This window comes from Rhizobium oryziradicis (genome assembly GCF_001939045.1).
Lineage (GTDB): Bacteria > Pseudomonadota > Alphaproteobacteria > Rhizobiales > Rhizobiaceae > Allorhizobium > Allorhizobium oryziradicis.
Genome location: NZ_MKIM01000015.1, coordinates 1 through 26,246 on the forward strand (window position 1 = coordinate 1; position 26,246 = coordinate 26,246).

The window sequence follows — 26,246 nt, forward strand, 5'->3', positions numbered from 1 at the left end:
CATGGAAAAAGCCGACAGCCTCCTCATCGGACAGACCTTCGAAGTCAAAAACCGCGACGTCATATACGCGTCCCGTCACCCATCCGTCGACTTCTCAAAGTTCGTCAACATGGTCGCAAGCCCCGTCGGTATCGTCGCTGCAGCCACTACCGTCACAAACAATATTAAGTGATTGCTATTTTTTGATGGTGCAATATTGGTCGTGTTGCGACGCGTGTGGCATGGAAACGGGAGTTGCGTGACATTTCGGTTTGAACATCTTAAAATGCTGTTTTGCAACAATGAGGCATTGGGTTGGGGGAGCCAAGCTGTTCATTTGATTGCGGAGCGGCATATATAACGCTGTGCATCCTTTGGATTTGCGGCACCACAACAATCGAGTTCGAGTTAAAGGCGTTTAATGATGAAGGAATTGGGGAACAAGTCCGTTGTGGGTGAGGTTGCGGTCGTTGGCGCGGGCGCAAGATTACCCGGCGCATCGGACATTGCATCCTTCTGGAACGTCTTGAAGAGTGGCCGGAATACGGTCAGCGACACGCCCAAAGGTCGCTGGAGTGTCGGGCGCTTTCTCAGGCCTGGAGAGCCGCAGCCCGGATTTGCCTATACTTTTGCCGGTGGTTATCTTGCCGATCCTTTTGCATTCGATCCGGCCCTTTTTGGTATTTCCCACCGGGAAGCCCGCCAGATGGATCCTCAGCAGCGCATGCTGCTTGAAGTGACCTGGAGTGCACTGGAAGATGCCAATATTCCAGCGTCGTCGCTCAGCGGTCAAAATGTTGGTGTTTACATCGGTGCTTCGAATGTTGACTATCAAAGCAGCGCGACCCAAGACCCTTCCCTGATGGAAAGTCATTATATGACAGGGAATTCCCTGTCTATCCTGTCCAATCGCCTGTCGCATGCCTTCGATTTGCGTGGCCCCAGCTTTACGGTGGACTCGGCCTGTTCATCGTCTTTTGTTGCCTTGAATGAGGCGATGGCGGCGCTGAATGATGGACGGATTGATCTTGCCATTGTCGGCGGGGTGAATTTGTTGTTGTCGCCTGCCCCCTTTGTTGGCTTTTCTCAAGCGCATATGTTGTCGCCCACCGGGCGCTGTCGGCCGTTTTCGGAAGAGGCTGACGGCTATGTTCGCTCCGAAGGTGCGGTGGTCGTGGTTTTGCGCCGGCTGAAGGATGCACGATCGGAAGGAAACGCGGTTCGCGGCATCCTGCTCGGTTCCAGCGCCAATTCGGACGGCTACACGCCGGGAATTTCGCTGCCATCCATGGATGGCCAGAAGCATCTTTTGCAATCGCTTTATGCTGATCTTGGATTGCATCCGGACAAATTGGCCTTTGTTGAAGCTCATGGCACGGGCACAAAGGCCGGAGACCCGATAGAGGCGCGTGCGATTGGCGAATCGCTGGGCATGCATCGGAGTCGCCCTCTGCCTATTGGTTCTGCGAAATCGAATGTCGGGCATCTGGAATGTGTGTCCGGCCTGGTCGGGTTGTTGAAATCCTGCCTGTCTTTGCAAAACCATTTGCTGCCACGGTCCGTGTTCAGCGAGCGGCTCAATGATGCGATTCCCTTTGCCGATATGAATTTGGCGGTCGCCCAGCAAGACATCAAGCTCGAGCGGCAGCCGGGGCAAGACCGCCTGATTGCAGGGATTTGCAATTATGGCTTTGGCGGCACCAATGCGCATGTGGTGGTTGCCGAGGGTGATCCTGCTGTGAAGGTGGCATCCGTTGCTGATCAAGCCAAGACGGATCATTCCAAAACAGGTGCGCCGCAAGTGATTGCGATTTCGGCGGCGACCAAAGAAGCACTCAAAATCAGATCAGCCCAGATTGCGCAGGTTTTGGCCAATGGAGCAAGAGTCGAGGACGTGGCCAATGCCCTTGGTCACAGGCGCGATCTTCTGCCTCATCGTCTGGTGGTGCCGATTTCAACGCCTGCTGCGGTGTCAGCGAGCCTGCAGGCTGTGGCCGAGGATATGCCTGTTCAGCGCGGCATCGCAACAGCAGCGACCTGGGAAAAGTCGCCGGTTGCCTTCGTCTTTACCGGCAATGGCTGCCAGTTTCGCGACATGGGCCAGCTGGCCTATAAAAAATCCGCGATCTTTCGCGAGGAAATTCAGGACATCGACCAGCTCTTCAAACCTTTGTCTGGCTGGTCTATTGCAGACACCATCGAACATGGCGTCGAACCTGAACGGCTGGCACTGACGTCGATCAGCCAACCGCTGATTTACGCCATCCAGTCGGCGCTGGTGACAACATTTGCACGCTTTGGCATCAAGCCAGACGTGGTGTTTGGCCACAGCATGGGCGAAGTTGCCGCCGCCGAAGCCTGCGGCGCGCTGAGCCGCAAAGAGGCCGTCAAGGTCATCTACCTGCGCAGTCACCATCAGGAGTATGTGCGTGGCCACGGCACGATGCTGGTGGTTGCGACAACGGAGACAAGAATAGCTGAACTGCTGGAGCAATCGGGCATCAGCGGCGTCGAGATTGCTGCCATCAACGGTCCAAATTCGCTCACCGTTTCTGGACCAAGCGAGGCGCTTTTACGTCTTGCCAAGGAATGCAGCAAAAACAAAATCGCAACGGTAAAACTGGATATTCAGTATCCGTTCCATTCTTCCGCGCTTGACCCGTACCGCGATGATCTGGTCAAGGATCTCTCAGGTATTATGGCAGGTGCCTCCTCTATTCCCTTCCTGTCCACGGTTGTTGGTGCGGAAATCGACGGCGAACAGCTGACCGGGCATTATTGGTGGCAGAACATCCGCAATCCTGTGCAGTTCCGTCTGGCGACCGAAAAGGCTTTGGAGCGTCATATCCATTGCTTCGTGGAAATTGGACCCAAGCCTATTCTTTCCGGCCCGATCAAGGATACATTGCGCGCCCACGCCACCGACAGCCAGTTTATGAACACGCTGTCGGATAAGGATCAGCCGGATGCTGATCCGATCATGCAATTGATCTCCCGTTTCATTGCCATGGGCATGGGCTTTTCAACGGAAGCGGCCTTTGGCGCAAAGCGCCCAAGCCGGGTTTCGATCCCGCCTTATCCAATGCAGCGCAACGAATTCACGCTCGGCGGCACGTCGGAAGGCCTGCTTGCGTTTGGCAAAATGACCAAGGCACCCAAACGCCATGCCCTTTTGGGCGATCGCATGGCTTCGGGCTCGCCAGAATGGCGCAGTCTGCTTGATCCGGCAATTCTGCCGTTTCTTGAGGATCATCAGGTCGATGGTGCGGTGGTTGTTCCTGCCTCCGGCCTTGTTGAAATGGCCTTGCAGGTTGGGCGCGAGATCTATGGCGACAAGCCGTTTGAGGTAAGCGAGCTCGACGTTTTCAAGGCGCTGGCCATCATGCCGGGCGAAATCCGTGAAGTGTCGACCATCTGGGCCGACCAGTCTCATGGTGTCGAGATCTGGAGTCGCAAGCGGTTTTCCACGAACAGCGAAGACTGGATTTTGCACGCGCGCGGCACCATCGCAACGCTGTCGTCGCGCAAAGTCGAAGCGCTTTTGCCACCCGTGGCCGACCAGATTATTCGCAATTCCCATGCCGAGGTCTATGAAGAAGCCACCCGCGCCGGATTGGAATATGGACCCAAATTCCGCCGGGTTGAAAGCATTGAGCGCGATGACGTGACCACGGATTCACGGCTGTCGATGCCGGATGCTGTGCCGGAACATAGCCTTGATTATATGCTTCATCCGATTTCTTTTGATGCGGCCCTGCATGGCTTGTTCATTTCGCGTCCGCAAAAAGACGGAGAAACCAAGGCTTACATGCCGGTTCGCATTCGCAATGTTCGCGTTTGGGAACCAGGCGTTGCCATCTGCCGATCGATTACTCTTTTGACCAACGAGACTGAGCGCTTCAAGACGGTGGCGGTGTCCTTGTTCAGCGCCACCGGTGCGCTGGTCGCCTCTGTTGATGCGGTGGTGTTGCGCGCGGTCTACCTGTCGAGAGCGACAATTCCTGATCGCACATTCCGCACGGAAATAGTCGCTCTTCAGCGTCCGGATCTGTCGGCATCCTTTGCCGCAATCGCGGCCGATATGAAAGCGCGGCCCGTGACGGAGGCAGCACCCTGGCTTTTGACCCGCGCGTTTTGCGTGTCTCTGGCCCAAACCATTTTGCGCAATCTGGCTCAGGATGGTGCCGAAGGCTCTCCGGAAGATTTTGTAAAATCCGGCCATATCGTGCCGGAAGCCGTGCATTATCTGACCGCTCTCAATCAAGTCCTGTCAGAATTTGTCACCGCCTCGGATTCTGAGAACACCAAAGATATGGCGCTCGCAATGGCGCTGCCATCGCCGCATGCGTTGCTTGCCACTCTCATCAATCGCTTTCCATCTGCCAATATGGAAATCCGGCTTGCCGCCGACGCTCTTGAGCATGCCGAGCGATATCTCCGCACAGGTCAGCAGCCGGCAACCACATCATGGCTGCTCCAGCGCTTTGAATCTGAGACATGTCTGGCCGCACCGGCCGTGCGCGCATTGGCGGATGTTTTGACTCAGCTGACGCGCTCTGCAACCCAGCCATTGCGGGTGCTGGCACTGGAACCCTTTGGTCCGGGCCTTGTCAAGGCGCTGGCAGAACTTGCGGATGCTGGCCGGATCGAAGTGACATTCTGCAGCAAGACTGCTGCCGACATTGATGCGCAACGACAGGAATTTCGCGCCGATTCACTGATCAATCGTCTTGTTTTGAAAGATGAAATCGAAGAGCAGCCTGTGGCATTCGACGTTCTCGTCAGCTTTGCCGCTTCGCTGGTTGCCGGTAATGATCGCAGTCTGTTCACCCAAGCTCTCGGTCTCATGAAGACCGCAGCCCCCATCATCATCGCAGCACCGGGAACAGATTCCACCCTCGACATGCTTCGTGGACTGTGGAACCTGTGGCTTGAGCCAATGTCGAGCGGAGAGGTTGCTGGTCGCACACCGTCGGTGGAGGCGGTGAAACGCCAATTGCGCAAAATCGGCGTTGAAAATATCGATAGCTGCGCAACGGACAATGGTCAGGGCAATATCGTCTTTGGCCGCGCACCGGTTCGTGAATTTGACAAGGCCGTTCTTGAAAATCTCTCCGATGTCGGCAGAATAGCCCTGGTTGTTGATCAGGGTCAGGCCTCTCTTGCGGCCGACTTCCTGCAATTCATCGAAACCATCGCCACCGGCGCACAGCCGGAAGAAGCGCTGCTTGGCTGGCTGGACCAGGCTGGCACGGATGAAGCCTTGACCTTGATTCTTGCGCCGCACGCCACCGAGCATGATGCCCTTGATGAATTGGCGCATCGTATTGAGTACCTGCGCGCGATTTTGGAATGTATCGAAGCGTCTGGCAAAACCGTGCGGCTTTTTGTGCTGACCGAGGCAATGACCGCCGATACGCAGACAAAATCCGGGTTGGAACGCGCCATCCAAGGCTTCGTTCGTGTGGCCATCAATGAATATCCCAATATCGATTTGCGTCTCATCCACCTGTTGCCCGGTGCGGATATCGAAGTCATTGCCAAGGTGATCGCGGTGCCCGGCCCCGAGAAGGAGTGGCAGATTGATGGAAACGGTGCATCCGTCTTGCGCGTGCGCCGCGGGATCATGCCGCCCAAGCCGTTGGAGGCCAACAATCGCAGCGTTCTTCGCTTCGAATATCCCGGTCGCCTCGACAGTTTTGTCTGGACCGTTGCGGAACGGCGCGAACTGGCGGTTGGCGAAATCGAGGTTCAAGTTGCTGCCGTTGGTCTGAATTTCCGCGATGTTCTGGTTGGTCTGGGCATCCTTGATGATGATCTTCTTGGCGCAGGCCTCACGGCTGCTTCTTTGGGCTTTGAGTGCTCTGGCACTGTGGCTCGCATTGGCCCCGGCGTGTCGCGCTTCAAGATCGGCGACCGCGTCATGGGTTTTGCCAAGGATGCGTTCACCTCTCATGTTGTAACGCCAGCGTGGTATTTCCATCAGGCACCGACAGGCATTGATCTGGAGGCCGCCGCCACCATTCCGGTCGCCTTCGTGACGGCCTGGTACGCATTGGTCGAACGCGCGCATTTGAAAAAGGGCGAAGATGTTTTGATCCATGGCGGAGCTGGCGGTGTTGGTCAGGCTGCCATTCAGATTGCCCGCAACATTGGAGCCCGTATTTTCACAACCGCGTCCAGCCCGATGCGCCAGCGCATTGCGCGTGTGGCGGGTGCTGACCTGTTGTTTGATAGCCGTCAGGAACGCTTTGCCGATGCCATTCGCTCAGAATATGGTGGCGTGGATGTGGTTCTCAACTCTTTGGCCGGCAAGGGCATGCTTGAAAGCTTCAAGCTGATGAAGCCTTTTGGCCGCTTTATCGAATTGGGCAAGCGCGACTTCCTTGAAAATACCACGCTTGGGCTGCGGCCATTTGTGCGCAATCTGCAATACTCAGGCGTCGATCTGGATGAATTGCTCGGCCACGATCGCGGTCTGGTCGAATCCATGCTGGCGAAGATTTCTGAGGCCTTCAGCCGTCGTGAGCTGGTGCCCCTCACCTATCAGGTACTTGAAGGCTTTGAAGTTGGCCGCGCGTTCCGCGCCCTTCAAGGCTCAGAACATATCGGCAAAATTGTAGTAAAGCCGCCCGCGCTTGCACGCGAGGATGTTGACCAGCTGGTGTTTACCGCAAAGCCGGGAACCTATGTGGTCATCGGTGGTGCTGGCGGCTTTGGTTTCTCGACCGCCCGCTGGTTGGCCAAAAAGGGCGCAACCAAGTTGGTGCTGGCCTCGCGACGCGGGGTTGTCGAGCCTGAGTTGGTGGCGCAAGTGAATGATATGCGCGCCCAGGGCGTTGAGGTCATCACCATGGCGCTTGATGTTCGCGATGCGGATGCCGTCAAGGCATTTGTCGATACGGTACGCTCCCAGCACGGCGAAATCCGTGGTGTGATTCACACGGCTGTGGCTCTCGATGACGGCCTGATCTCGGGCCTGACATCCGAGCGGTTGCGTGGTGTGCTGGGCGCGAAAGTTGATGGCGTGCTTAATCTGGATGCCGCTCTTTCCGATGTCGATCTCGATTTCTTCGTGGTCTATTCTTCGGCGACCACCGTGATTGGCAGCCCCGGCCAAGGTGCCTATGTGGCCGCCAACGCTTTCCTTGAAGGGTTCATGGAAAAGCGCCGGGCACTTGGAAAGCCTGGCCTTGCCATTGGCTGGGGTGCAATTTCCGATGCGGGCATTATCGCACGCGACAAGAGCCTTGCCGATCGTCTCCGGCGGACAACCGGGGTTGTTGGCATTCGCGCCTCGGAAGCCTTAGCACAGCTTGGACGCCTTTTGGCTCTTGGCAACGCTGCGGCACCGATCCAGTTCTACAGCAATATTTCTCCAAGCGAGGCTGCCGGAAAGCTCGCCTTGATCAACAGCCCGACCTATGCGGGTCTTGGTCTGGTGAGGGCGCAAGAGGGAGTTGAATCGGGGGACGATATCGCAACGGCCATTGCCGGGGAGACGCCGGAAAAAGCGCTGGAGATCGTGATAAAGATCATGCGCCGCGAGGTCGCACAGATCCTGCGCATGCCGGAAAGCCAGATCGATAGTGATCGGCAGATGGGTGAATTGGGTCTGGATTCGCTTATGGCGCTTGAACTTCAACTCGGCATTGAACGGCTGGCTGGCGTGCAGGTTCCGCTTGTCGGCATTAACAATCGCCGCCTCAGTGATGTGGCGGCCATGGTCTTGCATCATATGGGGGTCGATCTTGGCAGTAGCGAAGATGAAGACCTTGAACTTGATGATGCCATGCGCATGACGGAAATGCATGTGACCGATAGCGCAAGCACCGAAGAGATTGCCAAGATCAAGGCCCATATCAAATCGACATCACGTCTGGGAGCAGCGGAATGACTTCAGAATACGATGCGCCGATCAGCGATCAGGCTTTTGACCAGATCATGAATTCCATGCGGACGCATAAGCCCGAAGCCAAAACCGGCGCGGTTGCAAAGAAGGCAGCAAAAGCCCGCAACAGTGGTTTTGAAACCCACCCTCTGTTTCAGCAGATGAAAATGCAGCGCGAATTTGCGGCATTGTTGCAGATCAAGGATCCCTATTACCACCAGCATCAGCAAAAGGCGGGTGCAACATCGACAATTGAAGGCAAAGATCTCGTCAATTTTGCCTCCTATGATTACCTCGGTCTCAATGGTCATCCCGAAATTCTGGAGGCTGTTGCGGATGCGAATAAGCGTCTCGGCACATCCGTTTCTGCCAGCAGAATTAGCGCTGGTGAGCGCGATGTTCACCGCGATCTGGAGCTTTCGCTGGCGCGCATTTATGAGACAGATGATTGCATCGCCTATGTGTCTGGCCATGCGACTGCTGTTTCCACCCTTGCGACGCTGATGGGGCCGAAAGACATCATCATTCATGATGCGCTCATTCACAATTGCATTGTGGTTGGTGCGCAGCTTTCTGGTGCGGTGCGGCGCTTTTTTCCGCACAACGATCTTGCAGCGCTTGAGCGCATTCTCGAAGATGAACGTGATAGTTTCGAGCGTGTGCTGATTGTCAGCGAGGGCCTGTTTTCCATGGATGGCGATGGCCCCGATCTTCAGCGGCTCATCGATATCAAGACCAAGTATGATGCGATTTTGATGATTGATGATGCCCATGGGCTGGGCGTGCTCGGCGCAACCGGCCGCGGGATTTTTGAACATCAGAATGTGTCGCCAAAAGGTGTCGATATGTGGCTTGGCACGCTGTCAAAAAGTCTGGTGAGCTGCGGCGGCTATGTTGCGGCAAACAGCCTGATCATTGACATTCTCAAGCACAACGCCCCCGGCTTCGTTTACAGTGTTGGCATGCCGGCAGGTGCCGCCGTTGCGTCAAAAGTCGCAATCGACATTATGCTGAGAGAACCGCAGCGCGTCCAACGCCTTGCAAGCCTGTCTCGTCGCTTTTTTGATCGCGCCGCAGCAAATGGCCTCGATCTGGGCAAAAGCTGGGGTATCGGTATTATCCCGGTTTTGATCGGTGATACCGTCAAAACATTGCGCTGCGCTGAGCGTCTGTTGCAAAACGGCTTCAACGCCTTCCCGGTCCTGCCGCCGGGTGTGCCTGAAAAATCGGCACGGCTTCGTTTCTTTATCAATCAGACCCACACGGAAGAGCATATCGATGCGGCTGTTGATGCCTGTGTGGATGCGATAAAGCGCGCCTGACACTTACAATTTCTGACACTCACTCAATCGGATCGATTGCGTCGTCCAGAAAATACCACCGCTCGATATTGGCTTTGATAACAGGCTCTATAAGCCCGTTCAGAAAGGCCACATCATCGAGCGGGGTCGATTTTTCTGCAGCCGGCATTTCATGCACGGGGCACCAATGCATCACAAAGCGGCATTTGTCTTTGCGTTCAATATAGGTGACCGAAATCGCGCAATTGTATTTGCGCGCCAGTTTGGCGGCGATGGCAAGATTTCCCTTGGTGTGAGGGGGGCGCCCAAACAGCGGTGCCATGGAGCGGCCGTGCCGTGCCTCATCCGGGAAAATGGCGACCGCCTTGTTGTCGTCCAACAGCCGCATGGCCTCTTGAAGCCCTTTGCGGTCGGGTGTCAGCAATTGAAAGCCCAGCGCTTCGCGCGTGTTGATGACGATTTCCCTTTGCACCGCACTGGCTGGCGGATCATAAAAGGTGGCAAATTTCAAGCCAACCGTTTGCAGACAGGCACCCGACGCCTCCCAATTGCTGATGTGCAGTGGCAGTGCAAGAAGTGGCCTTTTGCCAAAATAGGGCAAAATATGATCGACACCCTCGACAGAGGCGCGTCCCATGCGCTCTATCCGCGGAAGAGCTGCAAATTCCCCCATGAATCTGCCGACATTATCGAGAAAGGTTTGAACGCCAGCCTCAATCTGCTCAGGCGTCCAATCGGGCCGATGGATGGCGAGATTGCGACGGGCACCGGCAAGAATCTCTGGCCGATTGAAACGCACATTGGTGCGCACCAGAAAACTGCCAAGATCAGAACTCATATCGACCGGCAAGCGGCGCATGAGATTATAGGCACCCCGCTCCCACGCTTCGGTTGCTTTTTGTGCGAAACTCTTCATGAAATCTCTCTTTTTGGAGTTTGTCAGGGAAAAGTGGAATCCGGTTTTCCCGAAGAGACAAACGAAAACAAAGAATGTTAGACGCTGTCAGGTTCAGATTGAACCTGACAGCGTCTAACGCCGCACGACGGTGACAGGCAGGCCGCCCTCGGGCCGCAAGGTCAATCTGCACACCGGGTTGACCTTATAGCCCTTTCGGATACGCACTTTGAAATTTTGCGCCAGAATGGCCAGGCACAAAATGGCTTCTGCCAGCCCGAAATTCATGCCGGGGCAAATTCTGGGACCGGCGGAAAAGGGGATGTAAGAGTAAGGCTCCGGTTTGGCACCGTTCAAAAACCGCTCGGGCATGAAATGGGTCGGTCGATCCCAGAGATCTTTGGCCCGATGCAGCAACCAGGGCGCAATCATGATCAAAGCCCCCTTCTCAACGGCGATATCCTCGATCATGTCAGCCTCTTTTGCCTGCCGTGGCAGCAAGGGAACCGGCGGATAAAGCCGCATAGCTTCCATGACAATGGCCTGGCACCAGTCAAGCTGATCGAGATCGGCCAAGGTTGCGGGCCGATTGCCACACACGCGGTGCAATTCTTCATGCAACGCTTCTTCCACCCAAGGTGAATTGGCCAAAAGATACCAGATCCAGGTGAGCGTGGTTGCCGTTGTTTCATGACCGGCCATGAAAATGGTTGCCGCCTCATTGCGCAGCGCCGTCACGTCAAGCCCAAGTTCGGGGTTGCGCTTGTTGCGCTTCACCAACAGGTCAACCATCGAGCCTGCATCGCCGCTGCCCTCGAGATGGGCATTTACGACATCTTCAATCACCTTATGCACCTGATGAATGGCCGTGCGGCGGGCGGGAGTCAGCCGAAGTGCACTCCCCTCGTCCTTGCCGAGGAAATATCCCAGATTAAAGCTGTCGATTGTCTTTTGATACAGCGTAAAGCCATCAATCACCTGGCGCGCGGCGGCGGCACCTAGATTGCGGCCAAACACGGCGCGGCTGATGATTTCAGCCGTCAATTCTGCCATTTCGCCAACCATCTCAAACTCATGGTCATCGGGCAGCACCCGCCAGCGATCTCTCAGAGCAAGGGCAACGGCTTCCATGCTGGGCGCAAATTCGGGCAGGCGCTTTTTTGCGACAATATCGGCCACCAAAGGCCGTCGCCTTTGCCATGTTGTGCCATCGCTGATGAAAAGCCCATCGCCCAGCAGCAGTTCCAGCGCGCGCCGCATCTGCGGGCTCTTGCGCTCATAATTGTCGTGCTTTGTGGCAAAAACATATTTGACGCTCTCGGGCGTATTGGCAAAAACCACTTGCCGTCCGAGAATTTTGAACGTGTCGAGGCCTGATTGATAATATTCCTCAACCCAATTGCCAATCAGGCTATAGCGGGCACCCAGCACAATCTTCATGATGTTGGGGTCTTTTTTCAAGGGCAGCGGGTGTGCCGCCTCGAAAAAATCGTCCCCCTGATTTTCAATCACCGGAGCGGGATTGTATAAGCCAAAATACATTGAGACACCAAACACATGCTATGCCACGCTATTTGCGCAGAGGCGAAATTATGCCATCTATAATGCCATCAATGTCCATTGTCATTTCAGAACATCACTCTTGATACACTTTTACTCATAAACGGACTGAAAGCGCTATTGGGAAAAGGACACTTCTGGACAATGGTGCCTTGATGAAACTTGTCTCTGGAAATCCTTGTTCTTTTGGTGGAATATCAAACTCATATTCAAGCATGTTACCCGAGGATATGATCCGAAGGTAAGCGATAGGCAGGCGGTTTCATTTGCAGCAACACTCTCACGAAAATAGTGCAACCTGGGTTGCTGCCGCTGTTTCCAAGCAGGCGTTCGATCATGAGCAGGAGCAGATTTCAAAAGTCTGGAACCTGGTTGGGTATGTGTCCGACATTCCAAACAATGGCGATTGGTTCACAACCACGCTTGGGCAGTATTCAATCTTCGTCCAGCGCGACGAGGACCGTATTGTAGCGTTCGAGAACAAATGCGCCCATCGGTTTTATCCCTTGCGCAATGCCCAAAAGGGCAATGGCCCTATCGTCTGCGGTTTCCATCATTGGCGCTTTAATATGAGCGGCGAGGCCATCGGCATCCCCAAGAGTATTGCTTTGTTTGGCGGCAAACCCCGTGAGGTCTGCAAAAGGCTCAACACTCTGGATGTCGAAACCTGCGGCGAGTTGATTTTCGCGCGCTTTCCCAACTCCACGCATCAGGAGACGTTGGCGGAATTTCTAGGCGACGGCTATGGGCTGATCGCCGCCCTTGGCTCACCACGTATAAAGCCTTACCGGTTCGAGCAGGACGTGCCGACGCACTGGAAATTTTTGCATCACATCAGCCTCGACGATTACCACCCAGTTGCCGTCCATCCCGATACATTTGGTAAAAATGGTTATCTTAAACCTGAAACCGTGCAGTATTTTCGGTTTGGGCGTCATAGTGCGTTTTTTCACACCTCTGAAACGGTCTCGCTTTCTGACGTCTCAGCGGCCTGTGCTGCCAATACATATCAGCCAAGACACTATATGATCGTCAATATTTTCCCGAATTTTTTGATTTCCTGCTATGATGCCAAAGACATATTTGGCACCAACCATTGGTACGCGAGCGCGATACGCTATCGAGCGCTCTCACCCAGCAGAACCATGGTGGAAAGCTGGTTATACCCCACCATTTTTGATGAGCCAAAGACGCGCATGAGCGTTGCTTTGCGCCCCATGGTCGATCGTTTCATGCCACCGATTGTTGCCTATTTCGCCAAGAAGATCATGCGCGAAGACAATGTAATCTGTGCCGGCTTGCAGGCAACTGCGCATCAAATTCGAGACGAGCAACTTCTGGGCACGTTTGAGCGCAGAATTGGTTGGTTTGAGGAGGCCTATGCGGATCTGCTGGGCCATGGAGCGCAGGTCAATCACGATTAAAATCTGGACTGAGAACCGTGCCAAAACCTCATCGTGTCTTGTCGAACACGCCGATTTCGCGGGCTTTTTCCAGACGGGGCAAGATGGCAGTCTCAGCATTTGGCAGGGCCATCAGATCATCTTCCAGTCTTTGAATGATGGTTTGGATCGCCGCAGCCCTGCCCTCTTTGTTGTAGAAACTGCCTTTGATCTGGATTGTTGCGGCCAGAAGTTTGATGAAATCATCGCGAAGACTGGTATCAATCGCCTCCGGTGCTTGCCAGAACGTGTCGAGGCTTGCCTGATGGGTCATGCCGGGCACATCGTAAATTGCGATGCCCAGCACTTTCATTGGACAATCGACGCGAAGAGCATGGAGGCCAACGGTGGAATTCACCGTCACGCAGCCTTTGGCCACTCTCAGCATGGCATAAAGATCACCGCCATCGATGCACACAACACGATCACTGATCCCGCGCTTTTGGGCGGCTTGCGCAATCCTTACAGGCCAGTTTTCGCCCCCATTATCATGGGGGTGCTGCTTGAAAACCAGCTTTGCATCTGCGGCCGCATGGGCGGCAAAAGAGGCAACAACCTGATCAATCATTTCACCAAGATGGCGAAATGGAGAATTGTCTTTTATCTGCTTGTCGCCCTGAAGCTGCAGCGCCACCACAAAAAATTCGTGACCTCCACGGATCAGATCGTCTGTGACGGCATTTGCGTGCACATTGCGTTTGGCCTTGCCAAACAGGTGATAAAGTCCTGTAAAATTTTCTGCGAAAAGATCGTAATAGCGACCGGATTTGTAGAAAGGAAAAAGGGGCCGGTAGAGATAGTTGAAGCCATGATGCATGATTTCATTGAATATTTCCCATGCAAAACCATGCCGATAGCGGGTTTCCAGATCAACGGCTGGGCAGTTTTTGGCCGATGCACGGATATCGTCCGGCAGGGCTGGAAAGAAGGAGAAAACACCCATTCCCCACCGTTCAAACGTGATCCAGTCGGGTCGCAGATAGCCGTTTTCGATAGCAATGGCATTTGCGCCAAGCTCGCGACACACATCCTGAGCCACAACGTGATAAGGTTGGCGGTCCGCGTAATACAGAACGTCCGTAATCCCGTTCTTTTGCATGAAGTCTTTTAGAAACGCCGCCCAGCGGGAAAAACGCCCGCGATAACTGATGCCTCCTCTTCGAAACCACCAGAGTTGATCTCCAAGGGCGAGATGAATCTTGAACGTGCTGTGACCATTCTTCTCAAGTGCTTCGGCCAACTCGCGCCAGAACGCACTGGTTGGCCCTTGCAAAAATAGAACTCTGCGTGACGATGTCATCTCATTCGCTGTCATTACGATCGGCTGTTCGATCAATTGAAAAAGAGGTGCATACTGCATAATTCTTTAAATCGGATTCGATTTAAGGTGAAAATTATGCAGCAAATTAAAAATGCTACAGAGAACCAACCTGATACCCGAGTTTCAAAAAAAGCGAAGAGACATAACGCAACGCCAACAATTTTTGAGGAAATGCTTGGGCGAAATGAGCCTGTTTTTTGCTTGCATGACAGAATCGTGCCAGCACAGACACCTAGTCAGTGATTTTTTTGCGAAGGCTAAGTCGTGCTCAACGGCCTTCATGGCTGCCAAAAGGGCGCTTTAGCGGTGTTTTTAGCACCTCAATCCCGGTCATAATCTCATTTAGAATGGTCTGAGCCATGGAAATGGTGTCGCATGCGTTGATTGGTGGACGCTCTCGTTGTAAGTTGCCGTCGCGGGCGAACATGCCGCGGAATGTAAAAGGAACTAAAATGGCGACCGGTACGGTTAAGTTTTTCAATGATGACAAGGGCTTTGGCTTCATTACACCTGAAAATGGCGGCACAGATGTGTTCGTTCACGTTTCTGCTTTGCAGCAGGGCGGCTCGCTCAGAGATGGCGACAAGGTTAGCTTCGAAATCGGCCAAGACCGTAAAACCGGCAAGTCCAAGGCCGAGAACGTAAGCGTCCTCTGAACAGCGAACATGTGCTAGTTTGTTTGTGAATTCGGGCAGGTTAGTAATGTTCCGAGGCCGGCAGATTTTATCAATGAATCTGCCGCCTCAGCTTTAAAGTTTGCGGTGTCTTTAACCGCTGACAATATTTAAAACGCGCGTTACGACTCCACGCGAAAACTGTCGCTTTCGCCGGGCGCAAGCTCCAAAGGCCAGATACGGTTTCGAGCATGGTCTTGATAGGCGTCGATCTGGTTTGGCATCAAGGCCAGCAAGGTCTCCGCAAGCTCTTTGCCAAGATCGTTGAGCGAAAGCCGATAGCAGGTCAGTGCAGGTTGCAGGTATTTGGCGCGGGGTGACTCGCGAAAGCCAATCACGGCAATGTCTTTTCCCGGCAGAATGCCCGCTTGTGCCAAGCGTTGGTAAAGTCCGATGGCCATCATTTCATAGATCAGGATCACGGCTGTTGGGCGAGGCTCAATGGTCAGCAAGGCGCTGGCGGCTTGATAGCCGCCGCTTTCCGTTGAGGGTGCGCGAATGACCAAGGCCGGATCAAAGCTCAAGCCATTGCGCGCCAGCGCCGACGTGTAGGCTTCAATGAAAATGTGACCAAGGTTGACGTCACCACACGGTGCTGTGACGGCGATGCGGCGATGGCCATGGGCCACCAGCCTGTCAACGGCAGAGTTGGCAACGCCTTCAAAATCAAGGTCGATCCATCTGTGGCTACCGCCAGAGGTGCTGCGCCCCAAAGCAACAAAGGGAATTTTCGCTTTGATCAATAGATCAATGCGGGGATCAACGCGCTGAGTTGCCGAAATAATCATCGCATCCACCAGCCGCCGCGCGACCATGCGCTTGAGATATTCCAGCGGATCTTCTTCTGTGGGGCAAGGCAGCATGACAAGATCAAGGTTATGCTGTGTCAACACGGCTTGCATACCGCCGGTGAGGCCAGAGAAGAAGTTATCGCTGTTTTCAATGCTTTCAGGGCTGGATTCCACCATCAGACCAACGACATTGGTGGTGCCTTTGCGCAAGGAGCGTCCGGATTGATTGGCGACATAGCCAAATTTTTCTGCCGCTTCCAGCACACGCTTGCGCGTTTCGGGGTTTACATCCGGCTTGTCGTTCAGCGCTCTCGACACAGTACCAATCGAGATATCGAGGTGCTTTGCGAGCTGATGTATGCCCTTCATGAATAATTTTCTCCCACGCTTATGTCCACTTGACATAAAATAAAAACTGCGACTAGTATCGTAAACGTTTACGAAAGCCGTGTCATGAGGAGTTTTGCACGGTTTGGCGTCAAAGAGAGAAAGTTTTGAGTCGCTTTTCTTGATGATGCGCTTGGACAAACGACATGTCTGTATGAGAGCGATCGGTCTTGCGAAAGGCGCATGTCTTCGTGAGACATTGGGAGGAAAACTTGACATTCAAAGCCGTTTTATGCGGGTGCGGTGCTATGGCTAAAGGTTGGCTCAAAGCCATTGCCAGCCATCCGCCTCTCGCGGGAAAGATCACCATTGTTGGCCTCGTCGACGTCAATGTGCAGGCTGCAACGGCATTGGCGCAGGAGTTCGGTTTGAGCCATGCCTTGGTTGGCACCGATCTCACTGACATGCTGGCAAGAACAGATGCGGATATGGTGTTTGATGTTGTGGTGCCGAGCGCACGTTTCAACGTGGTGTCCACCGCCCTTAAAGCTGGCTGCCATGTGCTGAGCGAAAAGCCGATGGCCAATACGCTTCAAGAGGGCAAGGCGCTGATCCAGCTCGCAGCAGAGTCTGGCCGCACGCATGCGATTGTGCAAAATCGCCGCTTTATCAAAGGTGTTCGCAGAATGCGGCGCTTTGTTGAGAGTGGTGCCATTGGTGATCTCACCGCCATCCATTGTGACTTCTTTCTCGCGCCGCATTTCGGCGGCTTTCGCGATGAGATGGAGCATGTGCTGCTGCTGGATATGGCCATTCACACCTTTGATGCGGCCCGCTTTGTCGCATCGCGCGTTCCGCAATCGGCCTATTGTGTGGAGCGCAATCCGCGCGGTTCGTGGTATGCGCATGGGGCATCGGCCAATGCCATTTTTGAGTTTAGTGACGATGTGGTGTTTACCTATCGCGGCTCGTGGTGCGCAGAAGGCCGCAGCACAAGCTGGGAAAGCGAATGGAGGCTGGTGGGTTCCAAAGGGATGCTGCTTTGGGATGGCGGTGATGTGTTTGAAGCAACTGTCGCCGGCGATGAAACGGGCTTTATGCGTGGATATAAAACCGTAAACGTTTACGAAAACGAAGACCCTCAGGAAACAGATGGGCACGCCAGCGTGATTGGCGGTTTCATTGCGGCCATTGAGGGCAGATCAAAACCTGAAACCATCGCCTCCGATAACATCAACAGCCTCGCCATGGTGTTTGCCGCCATTGAAAGTGCTTTGACTGGCAAGCGCATTGCAATTTCAGCCTGACAAGAAGGACAATCATTGTGAGCAATCCCGCCAAATCCATTCGTATCGGCACCATGATCAGCGGTAACAATGGAGATGCCGCCACCCGCATCAGCCAGATTGCGGATATGGGTTTTGAAAGTTTTGAGCCGTTTTTCTGGCAGACCACCAAGGGTAAGGATCTGGCGGAGTTGGGTAAACGCTGCTTGGATGCCATTGGTGATCGCGATATTACGATTTCGACCCTGGGCATGTTTGGCAATCCGTTGGAAGAAACAGCGATTGATCTGGAAACCCTGCAAGGGTGGAAAGACTGCATTGATAATGCCCATCACTTTGGCGCCACTTGCGTTGCCGGTTTCACCGGGCGCCTGCGTGGCAAAGTCTTGACGGACAGCCTGCCGCGTTACCGCGAAATCTGGAGTGAACTGGCCCAGCGCGCGGCCGACAAGGGCATTCGAATCGCCTTTGAAAATTGTGCCATGGACGGCAATTGGCAATCCGGCGATTGGAACATTGCCCACAATCCCGATGCGTGGGAGCTGATGTTTAATGCGACCCCCGATGACAATATCGGGTTGGAGTGGGAGCCGTGCCATCAGATGGTCTATCTGATTGATCCCTTGCCGCAAATTCGCAAATGGGCATCGAAGATTTTCCACGTCCATGGCAAGGATGCCACCATTCGCTGGGATGTGATCCGCGAGCATGGCATATTTGGCAAGGAGCCTTTTGTGTTCATGCGCACGCCCGGCTTTGGCGATAGCAACTGGACCGATATCATCAGCGAGCTGCGTCTCGCGGGGTACCAAGGTGCCATCGATATCGAAGGCTGGCACGACCCGGTCTATCGCGATGCGCTGGAAATGACCGGGCAAGTTCATGCGCTGCGTCATTTGAAGCAGGCGCGTGGCGGCGACTTCATTGACGAAATGGCAGCTTACGGCGGCGGTGATCCCTCGCTGGGCTAGAGCATTTTGAGCAAAAGTGTATCGCGATTTTGCGTCTCAAAATGCGCAAAAACAAAAACTTAGAGCAATTTTTCGATTCGAGGAAATCGCAAAATGCTCAACTGCATAATTCCTTAAATCGGAATCGATTTAAGGCGAAAATTATGCAGCAGATTAAAAGTGTTACAGCGTCCTTTGTGCGCCATATTTGGCGCACGGCGCTGTAACGCGAGATGTCTCTTTTCATCCGGTATGGAGGTGCTTGATGAAAACAACACTGTGGAGGAGGAAATCATGACATTGAAAAGATTTGCGCATGTGACAGCATTGGCTTTGGCGGGTGCATCACTCTTTGGGGTGGCCGCGAAAGCTGAGGATGTCACCTTGCGGCTTTGGTCGCTGGATAAGAACACGCAGCCGTCGCCCAATCTGGTCAAACAGTTCAACGCGCTGAACAATGGCATCAAGATTGAATATCGCGAAATTCAGTTTGACGATGTTGTTACCGAATCCATGCGAGCGTTTGCCACAGGCCAGGCTCCTGACATTATTGCAATCGACAACCCCGATCACGCGCTCTTTGCCTCAAAGGGCGCCTTTCTCGACCTTACCAAGATGATTGAGACGTCCAAAGTGATCAAGCCGGAGAATTATTTCCCCGGTCCTCTGGCATCGGTGATGTGGAACGGCAAATATTATGGCGTGCCCAAAGCGACCAACACCATCGCACTTTACTACAACAAAGACATGTTCAAGGCCAAAGGGCTTGATCCCAACAAGCCGCCCCAGACATGGGACGAATTGCTGGCAGATGCGCGCAAGCTTACCGATCCCGCCAAGAATGTCTATGGTCTGGCTTTTTCCGCCAAAGCCAACGAAGAAGGCACATTCCAGTTTCTGCCATGGGCACAGATGGGCGGCGGCGGATACAAGGATATCAATGCTCCCGGCGCAGTAAAGGCGCTGGAGATCTGGAAGACATTGCTGACCGAAAAGCTCGCCTCGCCCGACACGCTGACGCGCGGACAATGGGATTCCACCGGCACCTTCAACTCGGGCAATGCCGCCATGGCCATTTCCGGGCCTTGGGAGTTGGATCGCATGGTCAAAGAGGCAAAGTTTGATTGGGCTGTGGCACTTTTGCCCGTGCCAAAGGAAGGTGCCGAGCGCTCTTCGGCCATGGGTGATTTCAACTGGGCCATTTTCTCCAACACCAAACATCCGACAGAGGCCTTCAAGGCGCTGGAATATTTCGCCTCGCAAGACAAGGATCTGTTCAAGAATTTCGGCCAATTGCCGGCGCGTTCCGACATCTCCATTCCCTCGACGGGTGAACCTTTGAAGGATGCCGCGCTGAAAGTCTTTGTCGAGCAATTGAAATATGCCAAGCCGCGCGGTCCATCTCCGGTTTGGGCCAAGGTTTCCAAGGCTATTCAGGATGCCATTCAATCTGCTCTGACCGGCCAAATGACACCGAAAGATGCTCTGGATCAGGCCGCCCAGAAGATCAAAGTCATTTTGGGTTAAGCGGCGAACGACAAACACGCAATTCCTCCCGGTTGGGGCCGCATATCGCCTGTATAGGGTGCGGCCCCACTCCGGACTGCATAATGCCTTGAGCCAGAATCCACTGATGCGGGAAATTATGTAGCGAATGCAGAGTGTTACAGCGTGTTTGATAAAGCACGGTGCTGTCATGGAGCAAAAGAGGTTTTCATGAAACGGATTGTTTCCAGCATGATCGACGGGAGAGGCTTCGATTTCGGCCTGGTCGGTGTGCCCATTGCCTTTCTGCTGCTGCTGTCTGGTCTGCCGCTGATCTACAATCTTGTGATGAGCTTTCAGCAGGTGGACATGTTCAGCCTCGATGCATTCAACAGACCCTTCGTTGGTCTTCAGAATTATATTGATTTGATCAAACAGCCAGAAACCTGGCCCATCCTTGGCCACACAGTCACGTTTGTCGTGGCGTCGATTACCGGTCAGTTTGTGTTGGGTTTTGGGCTGGCCTTGTTCTTCGGGGTGAACTTCCCCGGCGCAAGCTGGCTGCGCGGTCTGTTTCTGGTGTCGTGGATCATGCCCGGTCTGGTGGTGGGCGGCATCTGGAACTGGATCCTGTCGGGCGATTTTGGTGTCTTGAATTATGTTTTGCGCGAAAGCGGTTTGATAAGCGCCAATATTTTCTGGCGGTCCGATCCAAACTATTCGCTCTGGGCTGTGATTATTGCCAATATCTGGCTTGGCCTGTCGTTTAACATGATCTTGCTCTCGGTCGGCCTCTCCGGCATTCCAAAGGATCTGTATGAGGCGGCGGAGCTGGATGGTGCCAATGTCGTGCAGCGGTTTTTCACCATCACCCTGCCAATGATGCGTTCAACCATTGGCGCCGTGGTCTCGCTGGGCTTGATTTTCACGCTGCAACAATTTGATCTGTTTGCGGCAATTACATCGGGTGGCCCGGCCAATTCGTCCAATGTTGCGCAATATTGGGCTTGGGATCTGTCTTTCCGACAATATGATTTCGCAAAAGGTGCGACAGTGTCGGTGATCATGATTGTCTTCGTGGTGTTTGCGTCCTTGGTTTATGTGCGCTCCACCCGTCATGAGGTGCGCGGATGAGTGAGATTGCACGCAACCGTTTGATGCTGGTGATTGCCCTGATTTTGGCCGCCATCTATCTCTTTCCGCTGTACTGGATGTATGTCACGGCCCTAAAAACCGGCTCGGCCATGTTTGCCACGCCGCCCCATTTCTGGCCGGATGATCCGCAATGGGGCCTCTATGCCGAGGTGTGGAAAAGCCGCAATATGGCGGGCTATTTGTGGAATTCAACCGTCATTGCCTTGGGCTCTGTGTGTCTGATTTGCCTGCTGGGCATAGGCTGTGCCTATGTGCTGGCACGCTATCGCAATGCCTGGGTTGATGCGGGCCTGTTTTTGATCCTCATGCTGCAGGTTTTGCCGGCATCCTTGATGATAACGCCGATTTTTGTGGGCTTTTCTCAAGCAGGATTGCTCGATACACCCCGCTTTGCGGTTATCCTGGCTGTGACCGCCAAAAGCATGCCGTTTTTTGTGGTTCTGGTACGAGCCAGTTTCATGAGTGTGCCGATTGAGCTGGAAGAGGCCGCACTCGTCGATGGCAATTCGCGCGTCGGTGCTTTTTTCAACATCGTCTTGCCGCTTGCGAAAAATGGTATTCTTGTCAGCGCCATTCTTATCTTCATGCAGGCGTTTGGCGAGTTCGTTTACTCCAAGTCGCTCATTCAGGCGGCGGATTTGCAGCCTGCAAGCGTTGGCCTCTACGCGTTCATGGGGCCAAATACCAATGAATGGAACAGCATCATGGCCTATGCCACGATTTATGTGACACCCATTCTTGCCATCTTCGTTCTTTTGCAGCGCCGCATTGTCTCCGGCCTCACTTCGGGAGCCCTCAAATGACCCTTCAAATCGAATTGAACGGCGTGAACAAATATTACGGTGCCTTTCACGCTCTGAAAAACATTGATCTCGCAATCAAAAAAGGCAGCTTTGTTGCACTGGTTGGCCCATCAGGCTGTGGTAAATCAACCCTGTTGCGGTCCTTGGCGGGATTGGAAAAAATCTCCGCTGGCGAGCTGAAAATCGCGGGCGATTTGATGACCAATGTGCCGCCGCGCAAGCGCGATGTCGCTATGGTCTTTCAATCCTATGCGCTCTATCCGCATATGACGGTGGAAGAAAACCTCACCTATAGTCTGCGCATTCGCGGCATCAACAAATCGGAAGCCCGCAAAGCGGCTGAAGACGTGGCCACCACCACCGGCCTTATGCCGCTTTTGAAACGCTATCCGCGTGAATTGTCGGGCGGCCAACGCCAACGCGTTGCCATGAGCCGGGCGATCATTCGCAATCCCAAGGCCTTTTTGTTTGACGAACCGCTCTCCAATCTCGATGCATCCTTGCGTGTGCACATGCGCAAAGAGATCCGCTTGTTGCATGATCGGCTCAAAGCAACCTCCGTTTATGTGACCCATGACCAGATTGAAGCCATGACCATGGCGGATCATGTGGTGGTGATGCGCGATGGCGTGATTGAGCAGCAAGGGCATCCTTTGGCGCTCTATGATAAGCCTGCCAATCGCTTTGTGGCGGGCTTTATTGGCTCCCCCGCCATGAATTTTATTCCCGCCCAGGTGTCTGCGGATGGCGCGCAGCTTCATCTCGCCTTTGGTGAACGACGCGAAACATTTGGGCTCACTACACATCTTGAGCCATCTCGTAAGTTGCTGGTGGGGCTGAGGCCTGAGAATTTATCACTGGTCCCCGTGGGCGAAGGTGATTTTGATATCGTCATCGCGCTGGTGGAATCCACCGGATCTTCGACCTACGTGACGACAATCACCGAGCCGGAACTCACTATTGTGGTGTCGGGTGGGCGCGCGATGCGCAGCGGTGATCGCATGGGCTTAAAGATCGATCCGATGAGCGTGCATCTCTTCGATTTGGACAGCGGGCGGCGCCTTCCGTCGACTTTTTGATGCGCATTGGTCAAGCCTGCCAAGGATGTCTCAACCCTTTCAGTCGAACTGATAATTGTGCAAATCATTGCTCATTTCGCAATTATGCCGTCGTCAACAGTGCAAAATCGAAAAGGACTCGGCAAGCCCTGCGAATCATGTAATACCGTGATACGGTTTCTTGAGGAAATACGCTGCTATTTCGCATCAGGGATCAAATCGTTTTACGGGGAAAAAGCGCAGTGCTTGACAACATCGTTTCTTCAACAGATATGCGCATTGAGCGGCATGCTATGCAGTTATCGCGCCAGTTGAAGCTATTGTCCGAGCATCTTTTTCCTGCGCATTCCGCAAAAGCCTTGCGCACGTTTTCGTCTGGTGATGCCGCACACTTGATCGGCGTGTCTGATGGTTATCTTCGGCAGTTGTCTTTGGATGGGCGTGGCCCCTCCCCGCATATTTCAGAGACCGGGCGCCGTTCGTATACGTTGCAGCAGATCAATGAGCTTCGCGCCTTGATCGCCACGACAAAACCGAAAGACGCCATATCCTATTTACCGCATCGTCAGGCCGGTGAAAAGCTGCAAACCATTGCGGTGACCAATTTCAAAGGCGGCTCGGCCAAGACGACCACCACGCTTTATCTCGCCCAATATCTTGCCTTGCAGGGGTATCGGGTGTTGGCGATTGATCTTGATCCGCAAGCGTCGATGTCGGCCATGCTTGGCGTTCAGCCTGAGTTTGAGGTGGGGACAGGCGATACGCTCTACGGTGCCATCCGCTATGATGAGGAGCGAAAGCCCCTCAAAGATATTATTCGTAAAACCTATTTCGAAGGGCTGGATCTGGTTCCGGGAAATCTTGAACTCATGGAGTTTGAGCACGACACCCCGCGTGCGCTTGCGGAAAAGCGGGCAAGTCAGGGCGAGCCATTTTTCCGCCGGGTCGGCGTGGCCATTGCCGAGGTCGAAGACCGCTATGATATTGTGGTGATCGATTGCCCGCCGCAGCTTGGCTATCTGACGCTGGGTGCCGTGTGTGCTGCCACCTCCTTGCTGATCACCGTTCATCCTCAAATGGTGGATGTGGCCTCCATGAGCCAGTTTCTTTTGATGACATCTGATCTTCTTGCCGTTGTGCGAAAAGCCGGGGGCGATCTCTCTCATGATTTCATCAAATATGTCGTGACCCGCCATGAGCCTTTTGATGGTCCGCAATCGCAGATCGTTGCGCTGTTGCGCGGCCTGTTTGCGGATGACGTTTTAACCGCAACCATTTTGAAATCCACAGCCATTTCCGATGCTGGTCTGTCCAAACAGACCCTTTATGAGATGGAAAAGGGACAGGTTCGAAAATCGACCTTTGATCGGGCCATGGAATCGGTCAATGCTGCCAATGCTGAAGTTCTGGACAATCTGAAGAAGGTTTGGGGCCGGAAATGAGCAAACGCGGCAAAAATCTTAACACAATATTCCAGGCGGCAGCGCAGGAGTTGGCCGCGGCCAACTTTTCGGATGAGCATACCGAGACCCGTGCACTTGCGGGTCCCATCAAGTCCATGGCGCTCACCCTTGGCAAGATGGAGGATGAGGCGCGCGCGCTCAAGCAAGCCCTGGGATCGGGGCTATATGTGCAGATGCTGGAGCCCGATCTGATCGATCCATCATTCATGCGCGATCGCATCGATGACATCGCATTTGACGATGATGATCCGTTTTTGCGCTCGATTGCTGAAAATGGGCAGGAAGTTCCTATTCTGGTTCGCCCTCACCCGGAGTATGAAGGGCGCTATCAGGCGGCCTATGGACACCGGCGTTTAAGGGCCGCAGCCCAGCTTGGCATCAAGGTCAAAGCCATCGTCCGCGCCTTTGACGATACCGCCCTTGTGGTGGCGCAAGGACTTGAAAACAGTGGCCGGGAAAGTCTTTCGTTCATTGAGCGGGCTTTGTTTGCCTATCAATTGGAACAAAGAGGGTTTAAGCGCAGCGATATTATGAATGCGCTATCCACCGACAAAACCGAACTGTCGAAATTGATATCTGTGCCCACGACGCTTCCGCTCTCGGTTATTCAGGCCATTGGCAGCGCCAAAGGCATTGGGCGGCGGAAGTGGCTGGGGCTGGCCAATGCCTTCAGTCCTGATCGATTGCGGGACGTGGAGAGTGTTTTGCGCTCTGAAGAGCTGCGCAACGCTTCTTCCGACACGCGATTTGAAGCGGTCTCCGCGGTTCTGACCGAGGCACCTAAGGCCAATGTTCAGAGCTGGATGCCGCAGGCTGGTGGCAAACTGGCCGGAAGTATCAAAACCACGCCCAAAAAATTCTCGCTCACGCTCTCTGATCAGGAAGCGGGGCGCTTTGGGCAGTTTTTGTCCGAAAAACTCGATGAACTTTACGACGAATATTGTCGTAAAAAAGGAGATTGAACCGCAAAAGAAAAAGGCCCCCAAACGTTTCCGTCGTGGAAGCCCTTCTCGAACTGTAGCAAGCAGAGAATCGCATTTCCTCGAATCATAGTCAAGAGTTTTGGCACCGTTTTGGTGAGCGTTTTTCCTTTGCCTTTTGAAAGGTGAGAGAAAATGCAGATAGGAAATGTGACGACGCCCTTTGGGCGGCGCTCCATGACGCTTGCTTTGGTCAAAAATCAGCTGGACACAGCCGATGCCAAGCCGGTCAAAGCCGTGGACAAATGGAAAGCCTTTCGCAATGCCTGTGAGGCGCGGGAGTTGTTGGGTATTGCCCAGCCGGCGCTGTCAGTGCTCAATGCGCTTTTGTCCTTTTATCCCGAAACCGAGCTGTCGGAAGAGTTTGGATTGGTGGTTTTCCCCTCCAATGTTCAGCTTTCCGTGCGTGCCCATGGCATGAGCGGCACCACGCTTCGCCGTCATCTGGGTGCATTGGTGGATGCAGGCCTGATCATTCGCAAAGACAGCCCGAACGGCAAGCGCTATGCGCGAAAGGATCGCGCAGGGGCCATTGAGACGGCCTATGGTTTCAGCCTGGCACCGATGCTGGCGCGCGCGCAGGAACTGGCGCATCTCGCCCAGCAGGTGGAAATGGATAAGAAGGCTCTTCGCCAGATGAAGGAGCGCCTGACACTCTGCCGTAGGGATGTGCGAAAGCTGATCTCGGCGGCGATGGAAGAGGGTGCCGCTGGCGATTGGGGCATGATTGAAAGCCATTATATCGGCGTTGTTGGCCGCATTCCGCGCAATCCGGGCCAGGCGGATATTGCGTCCATTCTGGACGAGCTGGAGATGTTGCGCTCCGAGATCCTCAACATTTTGGAAATGCAGCTTAAAAGTCAAAAAAACGATGGCAATGACGAC

General features: G+C 53.9%; 17 protein-coding genes. 13 read left to right on the forward strand and 4 right to left on the reverse strand.

Going from position 1 to position 26,246, the window contains the following annotated elements; genetic code table 11:
* Nucleotides 1-403: 403 nt before the first annotated feature.
* The gene (locus BJF95_RS00190) at nucleotides 404-7,876 is read left to right on the forward strand and encodes a type I polyketide synthase (RefSeq protein ID WP_175577166.1); all 7,473 of its coding nucleotides are present in this window, start codon (nucleotides 404-406) and stop codon (nucleotides 7,874-7,876) included.
* Complete coding sequence (locus BJF95_RS00195; protein WP_075637430.1) at nucleotides 7,873-9,192, forward strand: aminotransferase class I/II-fold pyridoxal phosphate-dependent enzyme; 1,320 nt, start codon at nucleotides 7,873-7,875, stop codon at nucleotides 9,190-9,192. Before BJF95_RS00190 ends, BJF95_RS00195 begins: the two co-directional genes overlap by 4 nt.
* Before the next feature lie 19 nt (nucleotides 9,193-9,211).
* On the opposite strand, the gene BJF95_RS00200 is transcribed toward BJF95_RS00195, so the two are convergent.
* Nucleotides 9,212-10,087, reverse strand: coding sequence for a lysophospholipid acyltransferase family protein (locus BJF95_RS00200; RefSeq protein WP_075637431.1), 876 nt, complete (start codon nucleotides 10,085-10,087; stop codon nucleotides 9,212-9,214).
* Between the two features lie 114 nt (nucleotides 10,088-10,201).
* Entirely contained in the window at nucleotides 10,202-11,608 is a 1,407-nt protein-coding gene (locus BJF95_RS00205) for a cytochrome P450 (protein WP_075637432.1), read from the reverse strand.
* 284 nt (nucleotides 11,609-11,892) lie between these two features.
* Between BJF95_RS00205 and BJF95_RS00210 the strand changes: the two genes are divergently transcribed.
* Entirely contained in the window at nucleotides 11,893-13,050 is a 1,158-nt protein-coding gene (locus BJF95_RS00210) for an aromatic ring-hydroxylating oxygenase subunit alpha (RefSeq protein ID WP_075637433.1), read from the forward strand.
* A 28-nt stretch (nucleotides 13,051-13,078) separates the two neighbouring features.
* Here BJF95_RS00210 and BJF95_RS00215 read toward each other — a convergent pair whose 3' ends face one another.
* Nucleotides 13,079-14,383 carry a capsule biosynthesis protein gene (locus tag BJF95_RS00215; protein ID WP_175577167.1) on the reverse strand — a complete coding sequence of 435 codons (1,305 nt, stop codon included), beginning with the start codon at nucleotides 14,381-14,383 and terminating at the stop codon, nucleotides 13,079-13,081.
* A 458-nt stretch (nucleotides 14,384-14,841) separates the two neighbouring features.
* On the opposite strand from BJF95_RS00215, the gene BJF95_RS00225 reads away from it, so the two are divergent.
* Entirely contained in the window at nucleotides 14,842-15,045 is a 204-nt protein-coding gene (locus BJF95_RS00225; RefSeq protein ID WP_075637435.1) for a cold-shock protein, read from the forward strand.
* A gap of 140 nt (nucleotides 15,046-15,185) precedes the next feature.
* Here BJF95_RS00225 and BJF95_RS00230 read toward each other — a convergent pair whose 3' ends face one another.
* Nucleotides 15,186-16,223, reverse strand: a complete 1,038-nt coding sequence (locus tag BJF95_RS00230; RefSeq protein WP_075637436.1) for a LacI family DNA-binding transcriptional regulator — start codon at nucleotides 16,221-16,223, stop codon at nucleotides 15,186-15,188.
* A 230-nt stretch (nucleotides 16,224-16,453) separates the two neighbouring features.
* Here BJF95_RS00230 and BJF95_RS00235 point away from each other — a divergent pair, with 230 nt between their 5' ends.
* From BJF95_RS00235 to repC, 9 genes are all read left to right on the forward strand, one after another.
* The gene (locus BJF95_RS00235; protein ID WP_075637437.1) at nucleotides 16,454-17,488 is read left to right on the forward strand and encodes a Gfo/Idh/MocA family protein; all 1,035 of its coding nucleotides are present in this window, start codon (nucleotides 16,454-16,456) and stop codon (nucleotides 17,486-17,488) included.
* Nucleotides 17,489-17,505: 17 nt separating this feature from the next.
* Entirely contained in the window at nucleotides 17,506-18,438 is a 933-nt protein-coding gene (locus tag BJF95_RS00240; RefSeq protein WP_075637438.1) for a sugar phosphate isomerase/epimerase family protein, read from the forward strand.
* Between the two features lie 273 nt (nucleotides 18,439-18,711).
* Nucleotides 18,712-19,944 carry an ABC transporter substrate-binding protein gene (locus BJF95_RS00245; protein ID WP_075637445.1) on the forward strand — a complete coding sequence of 411 codons (1,233 nt, stop codon included), beginning with the start codon at nucleotides 18,712-18,714 and terminating at the stop codon, nucleotides 19,942-19,944.
* Nucleotides 19,945-20,133: 189 nt separating this feature from the next.
* Nucleotides 20,134-21,036: a carbohydrate ABC transporter permease gene (locus BJF95_RS00250; protein WP_075637439.1), complete on the forward strand. Its 903-nt coding sequence runs from the start codon at nucleotides 20,134-20,136 to the stop codon at nucleotides 21,034-21,036.
* Complete coding sequence (locus BJF95_RS00255) at nucleotides 21,033-21,860, forward strand: carbohydrate ABC transporter permease (protein WP_075637440.1); 828 nt, start codon at nucleotides 21,033-21,035, stop codon at nucleotides 21,858-21,860. The genes BJF95_RS00250 and BJF95_RS00255 overlap by 4 nt, the downstream gene beginning before the upstream one ends.
* Nucleotides 21,857-22,939, forward strand: a complete 1,083-nt coding sequence (locus BJF95_RS00260; protein WP_075637441.1) for an ABC transporter ATP-binding protein — start codon at nucleotides 21,857-21,859, stop codon at nucleotides 22,937-22,939. Before BJF95_RS00255 ends, BJF95_RS00260 begins: the two co-directional genes overlap by 4 nt.
* Nucleotides 22,940-23,190: 251 nt before the next feature.
* Nucleotides 23,191-24,360, forward strand: coding sequence for a plasmid partitioning protein RepA (gene repA, locus BJF95_RS00265; protein WP_139317339.1), 1,170 nt, complete (start codon nucleotides 23,191-23,193; stop codon nucleotides 24,358-24,360).
* Nucleotides 24,357-25,343: a plasmid partitioning protein RepB gene (repB, locus tag BJF95_RS00270; protein WP_075637443.1), complete on the forward strand. Its 987-nt coding sequence runs from the start codon at nucleotides 24,357-24,359 to the stop codon at nucleotides 25,341-25,343. Before repA ends, repB begins: the two co-directional genes overlap by 4 nt.
* 153 nt (nucleotides 25,344-25,496) lie before the next feature.
* On the forward strand, nucleotides 25,497-26,246 hold a 750-nt coding region (gene repC, locus BJF95_RS00275), incomplete at its 3' end, for a plasmid replication protein RepC (RefSeq protein ID WP_139317338.1).

Coding starts and splice junctions, on each gene's coding strand:
- repB (WP_075637443.1), top strand. CDS start 24,357: ATGAGCAAACGCGGCAAAAATCTTAACACAATATTCCAGGCGGCAGCG.
- BJF95_RS00190 (WP_175577166.1), top strand. CDS start 404: ATGAAGGAATTGGGGAACAAGTCCGTTGTGGGTGAGGTTGCGGTCGTT.
- BJF95_RS00260 (WP_075637441.1), top strand. CDS start 21,857: ATGACCCTTCAAATCGAATTGAACGGCGTGAACAAATATTACGGTGCC.
- BJF95_RS00205 (WP_075637432.1), bottom strand. CDS start 11,608: ATGTATTTTGGCTTATACAATCCCGCTCCGGTGATTGAAAATCAGGGG.
- BJF95_RS00215 (WP_175577167.1), bottom strand. CDS start 14,383: ATGACAGCGAATGAGATGACATCGTCACGCAGAGTTCTATTTTTGCAA.
- BJF95_RS00250 (WP_075637439.1), top strand. CDS start 20,134: ATGAAACGGATTGTTTCCAGCATGATCGACGGGAGAGGCTTCGATTTC.
- BJF95_RS00245 (WP_075637445.1), top strand. CDS start 18,712: ATGACATTGAAAAGATTTGCGCATGTGACAGCATTGGCTTTGGCGGGT.
- BJF95_RS00230 (WP_075637436.1), bottom strand. CDS start 16,223: ATGAAGGGCATACATCAGCTCGCAAAGCACCTCGATATCTCGATTGGT.
- BJF95_RS00195 (WP_075637430.1), top strand. CDS start 7,873: ATGACTTCAGAATACGATGCGCCGATCAGCGATCAGGCTTTTGACCAG.
- BJF95_RS00255 (WP_075637440.1), top strand. CDS start 21,033: ATGAGTGAGATTGCACGCAACCGTTTGATGCTGGTGATTGCCCTGATT.
- BJF95_RS00225 (WP_075637435.1), top strand. CDS start 14,842: ATGGCGACCGGTACGGTTAAGTTTTTCAATGATGACAAGGGCTTTGGC.
- BJF95_RS00200 (WP_075637431.1), bottom strand. CDS start 10,087: ATGAAGAGTTTCGCACAAAAAGCAACCGAAGCGTGGGAGCGGGGTGCC.
- repA (WP_139317339.1), top strand. CDS start 23,191: ATGCGCATTGAGCGGCATGCTATGCAGTTATCGCGCCAGTTGAAGCTA.